The 19,491-nt window shown below is 71.8% G+C and carries 14 protein-coding genes; 11 read left to right on the forward strand and 3 right to left on the reverse strand.

The annotated features are described in order from the left end of the window. The first annotated feature begins 4 nt into the window (after positions 1–4). The 5 genes from PCC79_RS01535 to PCC79_RS01555 all read left to right on the forward strand — a co-directional run bounded on the left by PCC79_RS01535 (position 5) and on the right by PCC79_RS01555 (position 8,371). Complete coding sequence (locus PCC79_RS01535) at positions 5–943, forward strand: carbohydrate ABC transporter permease (protein WP_232548795.1); 939 nt, start codon at positions 5–7, stop codon at positions 941–943. Beyond that, complete coding sequence (locus PCC79_RS01540) at positions 943–1,764, forward strand: carbohydrate ABC transporter permease (protein ID WP_342372791.1); 822 nt, start codon at positions 943–945, stop codon at positions 1,762–1,764. The genes PCC79_RS01535 and PCC79_RS01540 overlap by 1 nt, the downstream gene beginning before the upstream one ends. Positions 1,765–1,804: 40 nt before the next feature. Then, a complete protein-coding gene (locus PCC79_RS01545; RefSeq protein WP_342372792.1) occupies positions 1,805–3,331 on the forward strand; it encodes a glucoamylase family protein in 1,527 nt (508 codons plus the stop codon). Positions 3,332–3,395: 64 nt separating this feature from the next. Further along, positions 3,396–5,165, forward strand: a complete 1,770-nt coding sequence (locus tag PCC79_RS01550; protein WP_342372793.1) for a glycoside hydrolase family 3 protein — start codon at positions 3,396–3,398, stop codon at positions 5,163–5,165. 5 nt (positions 5,166–5,170) lie between these two features. Further along, a complete protein-coding gene (locus PCC79_RS01555) occupies positions 5,171–8,371 on the forward strand; it encodes a hypothetical protein (protein ID WP_342372794.1) in 3,201 nt (1,066 codons plus the stop codon). 354 nt (positions 8,372–8,725) lie between these two features. Here PCC79_RS01555 and PCC79_RS01560 read toward each other — a convergent pair whose 3' ends face one another. Both PCC79_RS01560 and PCC79_RS01565 read right to left on the reverse strand, forming a co-directional pair. Continuing rightward, positions 8,726–9,358, reverse strand: a complete 633-nt coding sequence (locus PCC79_RS01560) for a Type 1 glutamine amidotransferase-like domain-containing protein (protein ID WP_342372795.1) — start codon at positions 9,356–9,358, stop codon at positions 8,726–8,728. 288 nt (positions 9,359–9,646) lie between these two features. Beyond that, positions 9,647–10,627: an IS3 family transposase gene (locus PCC79_RS01565; protein ID WP_342371676.1), complete on the reverse strand. Its 981-nt coding sequence runs from the start codon at positions 10,625–10,627 to the stop codon at positions 9,647–9,649. A gap of 687 nt (positions 10,628–11,314) precedes the next feature. Here PCC79_RS01565 and PCC79_RS01570 point away from each other — a divergent pair. The 3 genes from PCC79_RS01570 (at position 11,315) to PCC79_RS01580 (ending at position 15,635) form a co-directional block, all read left to right on the forward strand. Beyond that, the gene (locus tag PCC79_RS01570) at positions 11,315–11,710 is read left to right on the forward strand and encodes a cupin domain-containing protein (RefSeq protein ID WP_232548801.1); all 396 of its coding nucleotides are present in this window, start codon (positions 11,315–11,317) and stop codon (positions 11,708–11,710) included. Between the two features lie 138 nt (positions 11,711–11,848). Further along, on the forward strand, positions 11,849–13,690 hold the full coding sequence (locus PCC79_RS01575; protein ID WP_342372796.1) for an ABC transporter ATP-binding protein: 1,842 nt from the start codon (positions 11,849–11,851) through the stop codon (positions 13,688–13,690). Next, complete coding sequence (locus PCC79_RS01580; RefSeq protein WP_232548803.1) at positions 13,683–15,635, forward strand: ABC transporter ATP-binding protein; 1,953 nt, start codon at positions 13,683–13,685, stop codon at positions 15,633–15,635. The genes PCC79_RS01575 and PCC79_RS01580 overlap by 8 nt, the downstream gene beginning before the upstream one ends. Positions 15,636–15,684: 49 nt before the next feature. Here PCC79_RS01580 and PCC79_RS01585 read toward each other — a convergent pair whose 3' ends face one another. After that, entirely contained in the window at positions 15,685–17,415 is a 1,731-nt protein-coding gene (locus tag PCC79_RS01585) for a PQQ-binding-like beta-propeller repeat protein (RefSeq protein ID WP_342372797.1), read from the reverse strand. 84 nt (positions 17,416–17,499) lie between these two features. On the opposite strand from PCC79_RS01585, the gene PCC79_RS01590 reads away from it, so the two are divergent. From PCC79_RS01590 to PCC79_RS01600, 3 genes are all read left to right on the forward strand, one after another. Then, positions 17,500–18,222, forward strand: coding sequence for an AzlC family ABC transporter permease (locus tag PCC79_RS01590; protein WP_342372798.1), 723 nt, complete (start codon positions 17,500–17,502; stop codon positions 18,220–18,222). Then, positions 18,219–18,530 carry an AzlD domain-containing protein gene (locus tag PCC79_RS01595; protein ID WP_342372799.1) on the forward strand — a complete coding sequence of 104 codons (312 nt, stop codon included), beginning with the start codon at positions 18,219–18,221 and terminating at the stop codon, positions 18,528–18,530. The genes PCC79_RS01590 and PCC79_RS01595 overlap by 4 nt, the downstream gene beginning before the upstream one ends. A gap of 126 nt (positions 18,531–18,656) precedes the next feature. Then, on the forward strand, positions 18,657–19,487 hold the full coding sequence (locus PCC79_RS01600; protein ID WP_342372800.1) for an SDR family oxidoreductase: 831 nt from the start codon (positions 18,657–18,659) through the stop codon (positions 19,485–19,487). Positions 19,488–19,491 lie beyond the last annotated feature (4 nt).

Here is a 19,491-nt window from a genome sequence, read left to right on the forward strand (position 1 = left end):
CGGAATGGCCGCCTCCGCTCCCGCAGCCGCGGGGGCCCCGCGCAAGCCTCGCTCGCGTTCCGTCACCCGGCGGAACGCGAGCGAGGCCCGGGCGGGCCTCCTGCTCGCGACACCGTTCCTGCTGCTCTTCGCGGTCTTCACCGTGTGGCCGGTGCTCCAGTCGATGTTCATGAGCTTCACCGACACCCGGATCACCGACATCAGGACGCCCTTCGCGGTGAACTTCGTCGCCTTCGACAACTACGCCCAGGCGCTCAGCGACCCGGTGTTTCGCCGGGCCGCGCTCAACACCGCGATCTTCGTGGTGGTCGGCGTCCCCCTCACCATGGCCGCCGGTCTGGCCGCCGCCGTGGCGCTCGACAAGGGCATCACCCGCTTCCGCAGCGTGTTCCGCATGGGCTTCTACACCCCGGTCGTCACGAGCATCGTCGCCGTCGCCGTCGTGTGGCGGTTCCTGCTCGAACCCGATCGCGGGCTGGTCAACAACGTGCTGGCCTGGGTGGGCCTCGACGGGCCGAACTGGCTCGGCGACACCCGCACGTCGCTGCTGTCCCTCATCGTCATGGCGGTGTGGCGCAACTTCGGCACCAGCATGATCATCTTCCTGGCCGGCCTGCAGGCGGTGCCGTGGTCGCTGCACGAGGCGGCGATGCTGGACGGGGCGTCCCCGTGGCGCCGCTTCCTCAACGTGACCCTGCCGATCCTGCGGCCCACCTTGTTGTTCGTCATGGTCACCACCACGATCGGCTATCTGCAGTTCTTCGAGGAGCCGTTCGTGATGACCCAGGGCGGCCCGCTCAACTCGACGCTGTCGGCGTCCATGTACACCTACCAGCAGTTCGGCTTCGGCAACTACGGCCTGGCCGGCGCGATGGCGTACCTCACGTTCCTCGTGATCGTGGTCGTGACGATCATCCAGTTCCGCATCACCCGGGAGTCATGATGCAGCGCACCCGTGCCCGAGCCTGGCTCTACGTCGTGCTGACGATCTTGTTGCTGATCGTCATGACGCCCTTCATCTGGATGGTTCTCGGCAGCCTCAAGTCCCAGGCGGAACTCCTCCAGGTGCCGCCCACGTGGCTGCCCGAGAATCCCTCGCTCGACAATTTCACCCGCCTGTTCGACCGGCTGTCGTTCGGCCGCTACTTCTTCAACTCCACCTTCGTGGCGGTGTGCGTGACGGCGGGCAACCTGCTGTTCTGCTCAATGCTCGGCTACGCCCTGGCCCACCTCAATTTCCCGGGAAAGAAGATCATCTTCGGCGCCGTGATGGGCACCCTGATGATTCCGGGCCTGGTCGTGTTCATCCCCCAGTTCGTGCTCGTGGTGAACCTCGGCCTGGCCGACACCCTGGCCGCGCTGATCCTGCCGTTCCTGGTGGGGCCGTTCGGCGTCTTCCTCATGCGGCAGTTCTTCCTCGGCCTGCCGCGCGACCTGCTGGAGGCCGGCCGCATCGACGGGGCGAGCGAGCTCGGGATCTTCTTGCGGATCTTCCTGCCCCTGGCCGGCCCGGCCATGGCGACCCTGGGGATCCTCACGTTCCTCGCGTCCTGGAACAACTTCCTGTGGCCGTTGGTGGTCGCCGCCACCGAGCGCACCTACACCCTGCCCGTCGCGCTGGCGTTGGTGTCGACGGGGCAGAACCAGACGGACTACGGCCTGCTCCTCGCGGGTGCGTGCGTCGTGGTCCTGCCGATCCTGCTGGTGTTCCTCTTCTTCCAGCGCTTCTTCATCGAGGGCATCGCCAGCACCGGCATCAAGTGATGCAGTCCTTTCGCACGCAGTCACATCAAAGGAGACAGACATGAGTGCACACCTCACCCGCCGCACCCTGCTCGGCGCCGCCGCCGGCGCGGGCGCAGCCATGGCGCTCGGCGCGACGCCGGCGTCCGCCAACCCCGGGGGCCGTGGCCGTCCGGGCCGCCACGACGCCCAGCTGATGCGGTGGGCGTCCGACACCTGGACCTCGATCGCCGCCATGGCCGACGAGAGCACCGGGTTGGTGGCCGACAACATCGACGCCGACCTGACGACGCGCAGCGGCTACACCTCGCCGACCAACATCGGCGGGTACCTGTGGAGCTGCGTCGTGGCCCGCGACCTGCGCATCATCAACCCCGGTGAGTGTCGTCGGCGGATCGCGCGCACGCTCGCGACGCTGGATCGGATGGAGAAGCACGAGCCCAGCGGCATGTTCTTCAACTGGTACGACGAGGCGACCGGCGACGTCCTGCGCGTCTGGCCCGACGACGGCAACGCGGTGCACCCCTTCGTCTCCAGCGTGGACATGGGGTGGCTCGGGGCGGCGCTCTACCTGGTCGCCCAGGCCGATTCGTCGAACCGCAAGGCGGCGCTGCGCCTGTACGACGCCATGCGGTGGGACATCTTCTACGACCGGGGCTGGTGGCGGCCCGGCGGTGCCAACTATGGCGGTTTCTGGGTGGAGGATCCCGGCCGCTCGGACGCCGGCCTGCTGCCGCCGACGACCGGTGAGGGTCCCGATCTGTGGTACCACGTGGGCCACCACTACGACACGGCGATCTCCGAGGCGCGCATGGTGAACTACCTCGGCATCATCCGGGGCCAGATCCCGCCCGAGGCCTACTTCGCCACCTTCCGCACCTTCCCGCCGGACTGGGACTGGCAGGAGATGCCCCCGGTCGGGCAGCGGGAGGAGTACGTGGGCATCCCCGTCTACGAGGGGGCCTACACCTACCGCGGCATGCACGTGGTGCCCGGTTGGGGCGGCTCGATGTTCGAGGAGCTCATGCCGGATCTGTTCGTGCCCGAGGCGGCCTGGGCGCCGAACAGCTGGGGCCAGAACCATCCGCTGCACGTGCGGGCCCAGCGCGAGCACGGTCTGGACGACGCCCGCTACGGCTACTGGGGCTTCTCGCCGTGCTCGAACCCCGCCGGCGGGTACCGCGAGTACGGCGTCGACGCCCTCGGCCTGAACCCGGACGGCTACTTCTCCGACCAGGAGCGCACCAACTACGACTGGCGCAACCCGCCCACGGCGTACGGCGACGGGGTGGTGACGCCCCATGCCGCCTTCCTTGCCATGATGTACGAGCGGGACGCCGCCATCGACAACCTCACGCGGTTGGAGGCGAACTTCGACGCCTACGGCCCCGGCGGCTTCCACGATGCCGTCGCCGTGCGCAGCGGCCAGGTGGCCCACCGGCACCTGTCGCTCGACCAGTCGATGATCATGGGGGCCCTGGGCAACGTGATCCGGCCCGACGGCATGCGGCGCTGGTTCGCCACCACCGAGGTGGAGCAGGCGCTGCGCCCCGTGATCGGCCTCGAGTCGTTCAGCGCGGAGGCCTGAGGTGAGCGCGAGGCCGACCGGAACCGCCACGCCCGCCTGGCGTGACCTGAACCACAACGGGCGCATGGATCCCTTCGAGGATCCGTCGCTTGGCATCGAGGAGCGGGTGGACGACCTCCTGCCGCGCCTCAGCGCTGAGGAACTGGTCGGCCTCCTGTTCCACACCGTCATCGAGTGCGGGCCTGATGGCTCCCTGCTGGAGGGCCCCGGACGCATCGCCAAGTCGGCCACCCGCGACGTCGTCGTGGGCAAGGCGATGAACCACTTCAACGTGCACGCGCTGGCCGACGCGCGCACGGCGGCGGCGTGGAGCAACCGGCTGCAGGAGCTGGCCTGCGAGCAGCCCCACTCGATTCCGGTGACCATCTCCACCGACCCCCGGCACGCGGCGGCCCAGAACGCGGGCACGTCGTGGGCGTCGGTGTTCTTCTCCCAGTGGCCCGACCCGATGGGGCTGGCGGCGCTGGACGACCTCGAGCTCATCGGCGCCTACAACGACGTCGTCCGGCGCGAGTACGTCGCGGTCGGCATCCGCGCCGCCCTGCACCCGACGGCGGACGTGGCGACCGAGCCGCGCTGGGGCCGGCAGCGCGAGACGTTCGGCCAGGACTCCGGCCGTGCCACCGCCTTCACCCGCGCAGCCGTCCGGGGACTGCAGGGGGACGCACTGGGGCCCGACTCGGTCAGCGCGACCACCAAGCACTTCCCCGGCGGCGGCCCGCAGGCCGGCGGTGAGGACGCCCACTTCCCCTACGGCCGCGACCAGGTGTACCCCGGCGGCCGGTTCGTCGATCACCTCGAGCCCTTCCGCGCCGCCATCGCGGCGGGGACGGCGGCGATCATGCCGTACTACGGGCGTCCGGTCGGGCTGAGCATCGACGACGAGGCGATCGAGGAGGTCGGCTTCGGCTACAACCGGCAGATCCTCACCGGGTTGCTGCGCGAGCAGCTGGGGTACGACGGCGTCATCCTGAGCGACTGGGAGCTCGTCAACGACAACCACGTGGGCGATCAGGTGCTGCCCGCCCGCGCCTGGGGCGTCGAGCACCTCGACCCCGCCGAGCGCATGCTGCGCCTGCTGGACGCCGGCATCGACCAGTTCGGCGGTGAGGAGTGCACCGACCTGTTGCTCGCCCTGCTGGCCGAGGGACGCGTCACGCGCGAGCGCCTGGAGGCGTCCGCCCGGCGGTTGCTGCGGGTGAAGTTCGCGCTCGGCCTGTTCGACGACCCGTTCGTCGACGTCGACGCGGCCCCGAGCCTCGTCGGGGCCCCGGACGCCGTGGCCATGGGGCTGCGGACCCAGGCGCGCTCGGTGGTGCTGGCCGCCGTGGGCGACGCGCTGCCGCTGCGCGCCGGGGTGCGGGCGTACTGCGAGGGGTTGGACGCCGCGGCGGCGGCCGGGCACGTCACGGTCGTCGAGCGACCCGAGGACGCCGACGTCGCCCTCGTCCGGCTCCGGGCGCCGTTCGAGCCGCGGTCCGACCTGTTCCTGGAGCAGTGGTTCCGCGCGGGGAGCCTCGACTTCCCGCCCGGCCTGGCCCACCGGCTCGGCCGGATCGCCGCCCACTGCCCCCTCGTGGTGGACGTGTCCGCCGACCGCCCGGCGGTCTGCACCCCGCTGCTCGCCGTGGCGGACTCCCTGACCGTGACGTTCGGCGTCTCCGACGCCGCCTGGCTCGATGCCGTCACCGGGCGGGTGCCGCCGGAGGGCCGCCTGCCGATCGACCTCCCGTCGTCGATGGACGAGGTCCGGGCGTCGGCCGAGGACGTCCCCGGCGACACCCCCCACGCGCTCTTCCGTGCCGGGCACGGGCTCCGACTCCCCACGAGGTGACCGCCATGCTGCCCGAAATTCCCTCCCCGACCACCGGGGCTCCGACGATCAGGGCGTCGTTCACGCCGGCCGGGGCGCTGGCGTCCCTCACGGCCGACGACCTGAGCCTCGTGCAGTACCCGGCCAGCGAGCACGAGGCCGGCCCCCACCAGGTGTGGTTGCGGGTGCGGCGCGACGATGGCACCGATCCGCTGCCGCTGACCGGGCCGGCGTGCGGGGGGCGGATCCGGCGCAGCGACGACGGTGTGATGCTGGCCGGCGACCACGGCGGCGTGGCCTGGACGCTGACCTGGCGGCAGCCCGCCCCGGGGGTGTTCGGGTGGGTGGTGGGCCTGGTCAACAGGGGTGCCGACCCCGTCGTGGTGGACGCCGTGTGGACCGTGGATGCCGCCCTCACCGAGCTGGACGCCCTGCAGCGCAGCGAGAACTACGTGGCTCAGTACCTCGACGTCACGCCGCTGACCGACGCCGAGGGGTTCGCGCTGGCCGTCCGACAGAACATGCCGGGCGCCGTCCACCCCTGGCTCGCGGTGGTGGCATCGGTGCCCGTGGTGGGGTGGTGCACCGATGCGCTCCAGTTGCGGGGGGCCGTGCCGGGTACCGGGCTCGACCTCACGCGCGACCTGCCGGCCGAGCGGCTCCAGCACGAGCACACGCTGCTCGGCCTGCAGACCGAGCCGGTCACGCTGGCGCCGGGGGAGGCGACGACGCTCTGCTTCGGCGGCCTCGCGGTGGCCGACCATCCCGAGCGCTCCTCCGACGCCGACCTGCCCGCCGTGCGCGCCGCGCTGGTGGACTCCCTGTTTGTGCCACCGCGGGAGGCGGAGCCCGAGGCTGGGGGAGCGGGGACGGACGAACGGGACGCGCCCCACGCCCTCGACACCCTCGACACGCCGGACCCCCTCGACCCCCTCGACACTGGCGAGGAACCCGTGGGGACCACGCTGTTCAGCCCCGTGACCTTCGCGCACGGCGAGGACGTGCCGGATGGGGAGTTCGCGGCCTGGACCGGGGGTGCCGAGCTCGAGGCGGACGCCAATGGCCGGCCCTGGGCGGCGCTGTCGGGCCGCCGCCACGTGGTGCGGGGAACCAAGGAGCACGCCGTGCTGCGGCCGCACGGGCACGTGCAGCGCGTCGCGGCCGGCCCGATGCCCACCGACCTCACGGTCGCCTCCACCGCCTGGATGGCGGGCACCTTCGCCGCGCAGGTGACGGTGGGGCACGCGTGCGCCGCGCCGCTGGTGTCGGTGCGCCGCAGCTACCTTGGGCTGACCCAGGCCGAGGGCGTCCGGATCTTCGTGCGCGACGGCGACGACTGGCGGCTGTTGGGCGTCCCCAGCGCGTGGGCGGTGGAGGACGAGCGGTGCACCTGGTGGTACCGCTGGGGCGGCCGGCTGCTGGTGGTGCGCTCGGAGCTGGGCCTGGCGGGGTTGACGGTGTCGATCGAGGTGGCGGAGGGCGACCCGCTCGACCTGCGGCTCTTCGCCCGGGCGAGTGGCGGCGACGTGATCCGCACCGAGGAGAGGGCCACCGCGCTCACCCACACCGTGGCGTTCGACGATGAAGCGGACCACCGGGACGCCCCCGCGGAGACCGGTGCGGCGTGGCCGACCGTCACGCTGGCGTCCGACGACGCCGGCGCCCAGCGGTTGAATCGCATGCTCCCCTGGTTCACGGACAACGCGCTGGTGCACTACCAGGCACCGCGTGGGCTGGAGCAGTTCACCGGCGGGGCGTGGGGCACGCGCGACGTGTGCCAGGGCCCGGTCGGTCTGTTCGTGGCGACCGGCCGGTGGGACGTGCAGCGCGCCGTGCTGCTCGCCACGTTCGCGGCGCAGCAGGACGACGGCGACTGGCCGCAGTGGTTCCAGTACCTGCCCGAGCATGCCGGGCCGGGGTACCGGGAGAGCCACGGCGACGTCGTGTACTGGCCGCTGCTCGCGCTGGGGGAGTACCTGATGGCGACCGGCGACGGCGGGATCCTGGACGAGGAGGTCGGCTGGGTGGCCGACGACGCGCTGCGGCCGGCGTCCAGCGTGCGCGCGCACGTCGAGGCGGCGCTGGGCCACCTCGCGGGCGAACGCTCCGCCGATCCGCGGCTGCCGGCCTACGGGCACGGCGACTGGAACGACGCGCTGCAGCCGGCCAGCCCGGCGTTGGCGCGCTCGCTGGTGTCGGCGTGGACCGCCACGCTGGAGATCAAGGCACTGCGCGCCCTGGCCGACGGGCTGCGGGCCGCAGGGCGGGCGTCCGACCCTGCGGTGGAGCAGGCGACGGTGCAGGCGTCCGCCACGGCCGACGCGCTGCGCGAGCGGCTCGTCGTGGACGGCGAGCTGTGTGGATACGCGGTGGTGAGCGACGACGGTCTGGAGCCGCTGGTGCACCCCGCGGACACCCGGACCGGGCTGCGGCACGGGTCGCTGCAGATGATCCATGCGCTGGCCGACGAGTTGTTGACGCCCGAGGAGGCCTCGGCCCACCTGGCCGTGATCGACGAACACCTCGACGGGCCCACCGGCATCTACCTGTTCGACCGGCCGGTGGAGTACCACGGCGGCGAGACCCACACGTTCCTGCGCGCCGAGGCGGCGTCGTTCTGGGGCCGCGAGATCGGGCTGATGTACATGCACGCGCACATCCGCTGGGTGGAGGCGCTGTTGCGCCTCGGCCTCGCCGAACGGGCCTGGGCCGCGCTGCAGCTGGTGCTGCCGGAGGGGTTGCGGGCGGCGGTCCCCGGGGCGGTGCCGATGCAGTCGAACTGCTACCACTCGTCGGTGGACGCCCTGTTCCCGGATCGCTACGCGGCCCAGGACGAGGCCGAGCGGTTGTTCGACCCGACGTTCGGTTTCGCGGGGGGCTGGCGGGTGTACTCGTCGGGCTCGGGGCTGGTGCTCCGGCTGGTGACCGAGGGATTCCTCGGGGTGCGGGTGGTGGCCGACGGTGTGGAGCTGGATCCGGTGCTGCCCGCGGCGCTGGACGGGCTGCTGGCCACCGTGCCCCTGGGGGATCGAGTCGCCCGCGTCCTCTACCGGGTGGGCGAGCCCGGCTGCGGCGTCCGCCGGGTGGAGGTGAACGGCCGCGTGGTGTTCCCGGCGGACGGGATCGCTCCGGTGGAGCGGCGGTACCGCGCCGGCGGCGTCCGAATCTCCCGCGAAGGCTGGGGTGCCGGTGACCTCGCCATCACGATCGAGGTCGGCGCGAGCTGACGCTGTCCCGCGCTCCACCGGGGCGCGTCGCACGATCACGTGGCGCAGTTCCCTGGCACGTGGCGCGGGGGAGCTCACGTGGCGGCCCGTGCAAGGCCCTCCACGTGAGCCGCGCTGCGCCACGTGAGTTGCGCTGCGCCAGGTGGCTCGAGAAGTGACTCGGAGGGCGCCGACACGCACACTCCGGACTCGAGTGCGCCGGCGTCCCTGCCGTTGCCGTCGCGGCCCTGCCGTTGGCGTCACGTCCCTGCCGTTGTGGATGCCGCCCTGTCCGTGTTGCTCCCCCCTGCTGTTGCAACGGCAGGGGGGTTGGTTTCGAACAGGGCGGCGACGCCGACGGCAGGGGGGCGCGGGTCACACGAGTTCCGTCACGTCACCGTCCATGACCAGAGCCTGCCCGTCGCGCAACCCCCAGAACGGCTGGCCGGCGCGCGCGTAGGCGGAGGCGACCTCGCCCAGCACCACCGATTCGGGATGGGTGGGCGTGTCGAGATGGGGCACGACGGGCCGATCGAGGATCCCCAGCCCGTCGAAGCGCACCTCGCTGTAGGCACGCTCGCAGTCGCTGACGGGGTCGCACTTCTCCAGGCCTCGTAGCGACGGCGCCAGCACGCAGGGCCCGGCGCTGAAACCGGCGTAGACGAGCCGGTCGTCTGCCAGCGCGTGGACGAGCGCCTCGTCGGCGCCCGAGCGGGCCATCGCCATGCGCAGCGTGAACACGTTGCCGCCACGCACCCACACGAAGTCGACCCCGGCAAGCCGCGCGGCGAGCTCGTCACTCCGGGTCACCCGCAGGTCCAGATCGACGGCGTCGAGGCCGAGCGAGCGCAGCGCGGCCACCTGCGCGGAGAGGTCCCGGCGACGCCGGTCCTCGTCGTGTCCGTCCAGCGCGTTCATGATCACCGCTCCGCGTCCGTCCCCACGCACCAGCCCGGTGAGGCGCTCGGGGTGGTCACCGAGTTGGTAGGAGGAGAGGTAAAGACGCATCGGCCCAGTATCCCCACGTCCGCCCGCTCGCGACGTTCACCTGGCGCATTTCACGTTCACGTGGCGCACGTCCTTGACACGTGGCGCGGGGGAGCTCACGTGGCGGCCCGTGCAAGGCCCTCCACGTGAGCCGCGCTGCGCCACGTGGGGTTCGGGTGCGCCAAGTGGCTCGAGAAGTGACTCGGAGGGCGCCGACACGCACACTCCGGTCTCGAGTGCGCCGGCGTCCCTGCTGTTGTGGGCGCCGCCCTGTCCGTGTTGCTCCCCCCTGCTGTTGCACGGAATGAATCAAGCTGTTTGGGACAGTTGGGTTGGGGGTTGGTTGATCCAGACGTGGTCTGGGGGTGTGGGGGTTTTCGGGGGTTTGGGGTGGCGGGTGGGGTGTTTGGCGGCGTAAGCGGTTTTGGTGGTGGTCCACAGGTCGTGGGTGGTGGGCCAGGTGCCGTCATGGACGCGGGCGGGGGTGTGACCGGCCAGGCCTGCGTGGTGATGGTGGTTGTTGTAGTGGTCGAAGAAGGCGGTGAACCAGGCTTGGGCCTGGTCGATGGTGTCGAACCGGCCGGGGTAGGCGAGGTCGTACTTCACGGTTTTGAAGACGGCTTCAGCGAACGGGTTGTCGTTGGACACTCGGGGCCGGGAGTGGGACGTGGTGATGTGCAACAACCTGAACATGTCGGTGAGGGTGCCGGCACGCATCGGGGAGCCGTTGTCGGCGTGGATGACCGCAGGAACGCAGTGTTGGTCGGTGAACGCCTTTTGGAACATGTCTTTGGCCAGGTCGGGCCGTTCGTGGTGTTCGACCCGGTGCGCGACCACGTAGCGGGAGTACAGATCGATCGCGACATACAGCTTGAACCAGATCCGTCCCGGGCCCTGCACGTTGGTGATGTCCCAACACCACACCTGCCGGGGCGCGGTCGCGTGCAGGCGTGGCGCATGACGCCGGCCCCTGACACCGGTCCGGGTCCGTTGTCGACGACGATCGGTGGACTGCCCGGCTCGCCGCATGATCCGGTGCATCGTGGCCAGCGAGCACAGGTACTCCCCGCGATCGAGCAGATGGTAGAACCCTTCCCTGATCGACATGTCGGCCACGTCCTCAGCGTTCAACCTAGCCACGACAGCTTCAGTCTCGGCAGGGGCGAGCCGCTGGGGATAGTTCCGCTCCGCGTGCGGCACCACCACCCCACCAGCCGGGTTCGGGTTGCGATACCGATACAGCGTGGACCGCGACACCCCGAGCCAGCGACATGCCTGGACCACGCTCACCCCAACCCCTTCGAGGGACGTGGCGGTATCGAGGGCAAACTCGAGGTATCGGAATCGGCCAGCCACGCCGGCCGGCCCGGCACCGGTGGAGGCTCCGGTTGGGTCTGGTTCTGATCCGCGTTCTTGGCCAACCCCTCCAAGAACGCGGCAGCTTTTCCCAAGATGTCAGCAGCCGCTCTGGACTGCTCCAACTCCACCTTGAGGCGTTCATTCTGCCGGCGGAGCCGTTCCAGCTCCTGCCGCTCCTCATACGTCAACACGCCCCTCCGATCCCCACGCGAACGAGCCGGGTCAGGCTCCGTGATCAACCCAGCCGCCCGCTGCTGCACCCACGAGTTCATCGTGTACGACGACACCCCGATTCGCCGACAAAACGCCACCCGACTCCCTCGTTCCAGACACTGGTCATACTCCAACAACAACGCCCAACGCTGCTGCGGGGTGAACTTGCTCGAACGAGACGGCCGGAACGGAACATCATCGTTATCCATCATCAATCCTCTCCACCACCCCGCTGTCCCACAACAGGCTGACACGCAGGGTGCAACGGCAGGGTGGTTGGTTTCGAACAGGGCGGCGACGCCGAGGGCAGGGAGGCGCCCGCGACGGCAGGGAGGCGGACACCCCGGGGGAGGGGGGTGCTGACAGGGTCTGGCGCGGCCCGGGATCAGGCCGTTGAATGGAGGCATGACTGAGTTCGAGCAGATGTTCCCCACCGGCGAGCCCAACGACGCCTACGCACAGTACTTCTCCGGTCAGAGCTACCTGGCCCCCTTGGCCAGCGGTGACGCCAACGTCAACAACGTGACGTTCGAACCCGGGTGCCGCAACAACTGGCACATCCACCACGGTGCCCAGCAGGTGCTCATCTGCACCGCGGGAACGGGCTGGTACCAGGCCGAGGGCGAGCCGGCGCAGGAGCTCCAGCCCGGCACGGTCGTGACCGTTCCGGCCGAGGTGAAGCACTGGCACGGCGCCGCGGCGGGCAGCTGGTTCTCCCACCTCGCCGTCATGGTGCCGAAGGACGACGCCTCCAACGAGTGGCTCGAGCCGGTCAGCGACGAGGAGTACGACGCCCTCTGACGCCACCCTCGGACGCCGGCCGCCCAGCCGCCCTCGGACGCCACCTGCAGTCGCCCCGCCGCCCCCGCCCCGGCAACCCGGTGCGCGCACGTCACCCTGATTGACCCGGTTCCGGCGCCGGGATAGCGTGGGTCGGCCATGCGTGACTTCCCGCCCGAGGTGGACGCCTCGGATTCTCCTCCCACTGCGAACCCCAGCCGCTTCCTCGGCCAGATGGCCGCCGAGCAGGCTGGGGTGCTCGCGTGGACGTCGGCGCTGCTCGTCGCGTGGCAGGTGCCGAGCGTGGTGTCGCCGTGGTTGCTGGGCCGGGCCATCGACACCGGCGTCATCGACCGCGACATGTGGGCCACGCTCGGGTGGGCGGGCCTGCTGTTGCTCGCGATCCTCATCGGGGCGGCCGGCGGCATCCTGCAGCACACGATGGTCGTCCGCAGCTGGCTCATCGCGCTCTACGCCACCCAGAAGCGGGTCGGTCGGACGGCGGGGCGGCTCGGGCACGTTCTCGGACGCCGCGTGCCGACCGGGGAGGTGCTGTCGGTCAGCTCCTCGGACTCCGACACCTTCGGCGCCACCCTCGAGGTGCTGGCCCGGCTGATCGGCTCGCTGGTCGCGTTCGGGTTGGTGTGTGCCCTCATGTTCACCACGTCGCCGCTGCTGGCAACGGTCGTTCTGCTCGTCTCGCCGCTGATGCTCGCGGCGTCCCTCCCCGTGCTGCGCCCGCTCAGCCGGGCCCAGCGCGCCGAGCGCACCCAGAACGCCGAACTCACCAGCCAGGCCACCGACATCGTCGCCGGCCTCCGCATCCTGCGCGGCATCGGCGGCGAGGCCACCTTCGGCGCCAACTACCGCACCCAGAGCCAGCGCGTGCGGTTCCTCGGCGCGGCGGTCGCCACGTGGCAAGGCGTGGTCGAGGCCATCTCGGTGCTGCTCTCCGGGGCACTCCTCGTGCTGCTCGTCTGGCTCGGCACGCACGAGCTCGCGGCCGGACGCCTCACCGTCGGCCAGCTGATCAGCTTCGTCGGCTACGCCCTCTACATGCTGTTCCCCCTCCAGACGTTCTTCGACTTCGCCCAGAAGTGGATCGCCGGCCGCGTCGCCGCCGCCAAGTCCGCCACCTTGTTCGCCCAGCCGTCGCCGTGGCGCCCCACCGGGAGGCCGGTCTCCGCCCACCCGACGCTGCGCGACGCGGCGTCCGGCGTCGTCGTCGAGCCGGGTCGGTTCCTCGGTGTCGTCTCCGCCGATCCGGACGCCGCCGCCGCCCTGGTCGATCGGCTCGGCCGCTACCTGCCGGCCGGCGCGCCGTCCGAAGAAGAAGAGGACGTCGACGAACTCACCGGACGCGCCCGCCGGCGCGCACTGGCCGCGCGCGCCACCCGTCGCGACGAGATCGCCCGGGCGGACGCCGAGCGTGCGGCCCAGGCCTGGGGGGTCACGGCGGACGGCCTCGACCTCGCCGACGCCGACTTCGCGAGTCTCCGCGAACGCATCCTCGTGTCCGACACCTCTTCGATGCTGTTCGCCGGCACCCTGCAGGAAGCCGTCGACCCGTGGGGCACCCACACGCGCGCCGAGGCCGAGGCGGCGCTCGTCGCCGCCTGCGCCGAGGACGTCTTCGAGGCCCTCCCCGGCGGGTGGCAGGGCCGGATCGACGAGCGCGGCCGCGGCCTGTCCGGCGGCCAGCGGCAACGGGTCGTCCTCGCCCGCGCGCTGGTGGCGGACGCCGACGTGCTCTGCCTCGTCGAGCCGACCTCGGCCGTGGACGCCCACACCGAGGCCCGCATCGCGCCCCGGCTCGCCGCGCACCGGCAGGGCCGCACCACGGTCGTCACGACGGTGTCGCCGCTGGTGCTCCACGCCGTCGACGAGGTGGCCCTGCTCGTGGACGGCCGCGAGGTGGCCCGCGGCACGCACACCGACCTCTGGCAGCGCGACGACTACCGCCGCATCGTGGCCCGTGGGGAGGAGGGTGACGATGACTGACCGCACCGCAGTGGTCGGCGCCGCCGACGAGCTGCTGCCCGGGTCCGCCGCGACCTGGCGGCAGGAGCCGGAGGCCGCGCGCATCCCCGCGTCCCTGCACGTGGACCGCACCCTGCCACCCCGGCACCGCCTCGACCGGTGGGTCGCACGGCACCGCGAGCGGCAAGACCATGCGCGCGCCGTGTTCGCCGCCTCACGCAACCCCGAGCGCGGGTTGCCGGTGGCACGCATGCGCAGCGCCCTCGGCTTTATCGGATCCCTGCTGGGCACCCGCCGGCTGGGCGTGACGGCCATGATCGTGTTCAACGCGCTGGCCGCCGTGGCCGCGCTGGTGATCCCGCGTCTGCTGGGCGATCTCGTCGACGACGCGACCGGCGGCGGCGCCACGCTCCGCGAGACCGACACGGTGCTGCTGTTCGTCCTCGGCGTCGTGCTGGCGCACGGGGTGCTCACGTTCGCGGCCCGGCGGGCGTCGGCGGTGGTGGGGTACGACCTCCTGGCGGCCGCGCGCGAGCATGTCGTCGAGACGGTGCTGCGCCTGCCGCTGGGCAAGGTCGAGGCGGCCTCGAGCGGCGACCTGATCACCCGCATCACGTCCGACGTCAACAAGATGAGCAACGCGGTGCGTTGGTCGCTGCCCAACCTCATGACGTCGGCCACGATGGTCGCCCTCACCGTGGTCGCGCTGCTGCTGAACTCGCCGCTGCTGACGCTGCCCTTGGTCCTGAGCGCAGTGATGCTGTTCTTCTCCGTGCGTTCCTACCTGAAGCGGGCCATCGCGGGCTACATCACCGAGTCGGCGACCTACTCGCGCATCAACGCGACCGTCACCGAGACGGTGGAGGGGGCGCGGACCGTCGAGGCGCTGCGCCTCGCCGCCCACCGCCAGCAGCGGCTGGACGACGACATCGCCGAGTCGTCCCAGGCCGAGCGTTACACGATGAGCCTGCGGAACCTGCTCTTCATCTGGCTCGACTTCGCCTTCCAGGTGCCGCTGGTGTTCGTGGTGCTCCTCGGCACGTGGGGCTACAGCGAGGGCTTGGTCACCGTGGGCCAGATCACCACGGCGGCCATCTACCTGCAGCAGCTCGTCTCACCGATGGACCGCCTCATCCAGGTGCTGGACCACCTCCAGGTGGGCATCGCGGCCACCTCGCGTCTGCTCGGTGTCGCCGAGGTGCCGGACGACCGCACGCCCGGGGAGGTCACGCCCGCGGCGTCCGATCTCGTGGGCCGCGACCTGCGGTTCGCCTACCGCGAGGGCCACGACGTGCTGCACGGCGTCGACGTGGCGCTGCGCCCGGGGGAGCGGTTGGCGATCGTCGGGCCCTCCGGCTCGGGCAAGTCGACGCTCGGACGCCTCCTCGCCGGCATCAACCGGCCGCGGACGGGCGCGGTGACGGTCGGCGGCGTCGACGTCATGGACCTGCCGCTACCCGTGTTGCGCGGCGAGGTGTGCCTGGTGTCGCAGGAGCACCACGTGTTCGTCGGCACGCTGCGCGACAACATCGTGCTCGCCCGCGAGGGCGCGGCCACCGACGCCGACGTCCGCGCCGCGCTCGCCGCGGTGGATGCCCAGGGCTGGACCGACCGCCTGCCCGACGGGCTCGACACCCGCCTCGGGCAGGGCCGGACGGGGCTGACGCCGGCGCAGGCCCAGCAGGTGGCCCTGGCCCGGCTGGTGCTGGCCGACCCGCACACGCTCGTGCTGGACGAGGCGACCTCGCTCATCGACCCGCGCACCGCCCGTCACCTCGAGGGCTCCATGGCTGCCCTGCTCAGCGACCGCACGGTCGTCGCCATCGCGCACCGCCTGCACACCGCGCACGACGCCGACCGCATCGCGGTGGTCATCGACGGCCGGATCGCCGAGCTCGGCTCCCACGACGACCTGTTGGCCGCCGACGGCGAGTACGCCCACCTGTGGCGCACCTGGCGGAGCTGAGCCCGTCGGGTCAACGGTCAGCGGTCGACGGAGCTGACGGCGACCGGTGTCAGCGGATGCGGACGGCGTGGATCTTCGCGTCGTAGCCGGCGAACACCATCGTGTCGCCGAAGACGCTGGGGGTGGACTCGATGTTGTTGCCGTCGGCGACGTCGAGGGTCGCGACGTCCTCCCCCGTCTGCGGGTCGAAGAGGTGCAGCACCCCGCCCGAATCGGGCAGGACGCCGTACTGCTGGCCGTCCTCCGCGGTCACCAGCACGGGCGAGCTCCACGAGTAGTTCGAGAGGTGGCGTCGCCACACGACCTCCCCGGACGCCTTGTCGAGGGCCACCATCGTGCCCTCGCGCGGCGCGGTCGTCCGGGCGATGTTGAAGAACACCAGGTCGGCGGTCGGGCCGCTGCCCATCATGGGGGACCCCATGAGGCCGCCGTTGATGGCCTGGAAGTAGGTGGGGATGTCGTACTGCCACACCTGCTCGCCGGTCAGGGCGTCGAGCTTGCGGATGTTCGTGATGTGCTCGCCGCCCTCGGAGCCGCGCCGGTCGACCTCGTTGCCGGTGTAGACGAAGACGCGGCCGTCGGCCTCCTCGTCGAGCACCAGGGACGCGTCGGTGTCGTCGCCGGCGTTGACCATCCAGACGATCTCGAGCGTCGTGGCGTCCCAGCAGAAGACGTTGCCGTCGTTGTCGGCGGCGAACATGAGGTTGCGGTAGGCGACCGCGGAGTTCTCGATGCCGAACTTGTCGCTCGTGCTGGCCGCGTAGCGCAGCCGCGTCACCTCGGGGTCGACCGACACCGTGCCGGCCGCCGGATCGTAGGCGGAGTTCAGCTTGACCTTGTAGATGAGGCCGTTCTCGGCCGGAGCGATGACGGTGTCGGTTTCGGCATTGACGAGGGCGGAGGAGTCGAACGCGCCCCAATCCGCCCGCGGCGCCGCGGGGTCGAGCCCGGAGAGGTGCCACACCTCCTCGTTGCGGATCAGGTCGAACACGCGCCAGCGCCACGGGCCGATGGTGCCGTTGGTGTCGTTCAGGCCCTGGCCGGCGTAGAGCAGGGGGTAGCCGCGCGGGTCGACCGACGCCGTGCCCTTGAATCCCCAGCCCACCTCGATGGGCGGACGCGTCGGCTCGCCCGTCGCGAGATCGAAGCGGTAGATCTTGCCCTCGAACACCGGGTAGATCACCTCGACGAACGCGTCGTCGTCGACGAACTGCTGCGCCAACCCCATGGCCACCTTGGTCTCCCGGGGCCACTGGACGAGCAGGGGCTGGCCGGTCCAACCGGCGCCGGGCCAGTAGGACCCCTCGCCGCGGATCGACCCGATCTGCTGCTCCCACACCGGCTCGAGCGTGTGCTCGGTGACGGCCGGCGTCCCGTACGCCCCACCGGTGCGCCACGGGTTGCCGCGGAAGGTGAGGACGCCCGGCAGCTGCGCGTATGTCGCAGGGTCGCCGAATGCGATCTCCTCGTCCGGCGCGTAGTCGGGAATCACCGCGCCGTCGCCGTCCAGCACCTCCCACGTCACCACGCCCGAGCCGTCGGCCATTGGCCGCTCCCAGCGGCCGTCGCCGAGATCGGTGGGGGGCTCATAGCCGGGCAGCGACTCCAGCGCGATCGACAGCGCGGCCGGGTCGGTCTCGGGGTCGACGGTGCGCGTCACCGGCGCCTCGGGGCGGTGGGGCCGATCGCCGGTCGCCACCACCGCGTCGGTCGAGCAAGCGGTCAACCCCGCGAGGGTCAGGGCGAGGCCGATCGCGGCCAGGCGGCGGGGCTGGTGCATCGCGCTCCTCGGGGGTCGGATCGGGGTTCGGGCTCGTGCCGGACGGGGGCGGCCCCCAGCCTACTTCTCCGTTAGCCTGCACCCGTGCCCACCCCGCCCACGAGCCCCGGAATGCGTCCGGACGCCCCCGCCCGGTGGGGCGTCCGGATGACGCCCGCCGTGCGGATGGGCGCGTCCATCGCCGTGGCGGTCGGGCTCTACGGGGTGTCGTTCGGGGCGCTGGCCGTGGCGGCCGGGCTGGATGTCTGGCAGGCCGTGGCGCTCAGCGCGCTGATGTTCACCGGCGGCTCCCAGTTCGCCTTCATCGGCGTGCTCGGCGGTGGTGGCACCCTGGGGGCCGCATTCACGGCCGCGTCCCTGTTGGGCGTCCGCAACGCTGTCTACGCGGTGCAGCTCAACGCGCTGCTGCGGCCACCGCCACGGGTGCGGCCCCTGCAGGCGCACCTGACCATCGACGAGTCGACGGCCACCGCCGTCGCCCAGGACGACCCCGACGAGCAACGCCGCGGCTTCTGGACGGCCGGCGTCGGCGTCTGGCTGCTGTGGACCCTGTTCACGCTGGTCGGGGCCCTCGCCGGTGAGGCCCTCGGGGATCCGACCGTCTGGGGGTTGGACGGCGCCGCAGTGGCCGCGTTCCTCGGCCTGCTGTGGCCCCGGTTGCGCGACCGCGACCCCGTCGTCACCGCGGTGGCCGCCGCCTTCGTGACCCTCGTCGCCGTGCCCTTCGTGCCGCCCGGCGTCCCGATCATCCTGGCCGCGCTCGTCTCGGCCGCGCTGTCGCTCGTCCACCACCGGAGGAACCCGTGACCGATCTGTGGGGCTGGCTCCTGGCCGCCTGCGCCCTCGCCTGGCTGACCAAGCTCTCGGGCTACCTGCTGCCCGAGACCTGGCTCGACCGGCCGTGGGTCCACACCGTCAGCACCGGCATGACGGCCGGGCTGCTGGCCTCCCTTGTGGTCACGAACACGGTCGTCTCCGGGCAGTCGCTCGTGGTGGACGCCCGCGTGGCGGCCCTCGCGGCCGGCGCCGTGGCGCTGTGGCTGCGGGCGCCCTACTTGGTCGTCGTGCTCGTCGGCGCGCTCGCCGCGGCGCTGGCGCGGCTCGCCGGCCTGTGAGGTCCCGGCGGGCGGGCCGGTGAAGCTCAGGAGGACGGGGGCACTGCCGGTACCGGTGCCACGGGGCCCTTTCCACGGGAGGCGCCGGGGCGGTTGACTGGACGTCGGAACGGAAAGGAGCACCTCATGACCGAGGTTGTCGTCGTCATCGGAGCCGGGCTCATCGGCCAGGCCATCGCCCGCCGCGTCGGAGCGGGTCGCCGCATCATCCTGGCCGACCTGCGCCAGGAGAATGCGGACGCCGCCGTCGAGACGTTCCTCAACCACGGCTTCGACGCCGAGGCGGCGACGGTGGACGTCTCGTCCCGCGACGATGTCGCCGCCCTGGCCCGCCGCGCCGCCGAGGCGGGCGCCGTCAAGGCCGTCATCCATGCCGCCGGGGTGTCACCGTCGCAGGCACCGGTCGCGGCGGTGCTCCACGTCGACCTCTACGGCACCGCCGTCGTCCTGGAGGAGTTCGGCGAGGTCATCGCGCCCGGCGGCTCGGGCGTCGTGATCGCCTCCCAGTCGGGGCATCGCCTGCCCGCGCTCACCCCGGAGCAGGATCGTCTGCTCGCCACCACGCCCGCCGACGAGCTGCTCGGCCTGCCCTTCCTCGCCGAGGACGCCGTCACCGACACCCTGCACGCCTACCAGCTCTCCAAGCGCGCGAACGCGCTCCGGGTGAAGGGCGAGGCCGTCCGCTGGGGCGAGAGGGGCGCCACGGTGAACGCGATCAGCCCCGGCATCGTCATCACCCCGCTGGCCCGCGACGAGCTCACCGGGCCGCGCGGCGAGGGTTACCGGCGCATGCTCGAGCTCTCCCCGGCCGGCCGCGCCGGCACCCCCGACGAGATCGGCGACCTCGGCGCCTTCCTGCTCGGGCCCCAGGGCCGCTGGATCTCCAGCAGCGACTTCCTGGTCGACGGCGGGGTCACCGCCTCCTGGTTCTACGGCCCGCTGCGCCCGCAGGAGTGAGCGG

The organism is Propioniciclava soli (genome assembly GCF_038502305.1).
Taxonomy (GTDB): Bacteria; Actinomycetota; Actinomycetes; order Propionibacteriales; family Propionibacteriaceae; genus Propioniciclava; species Propioniciclava soli.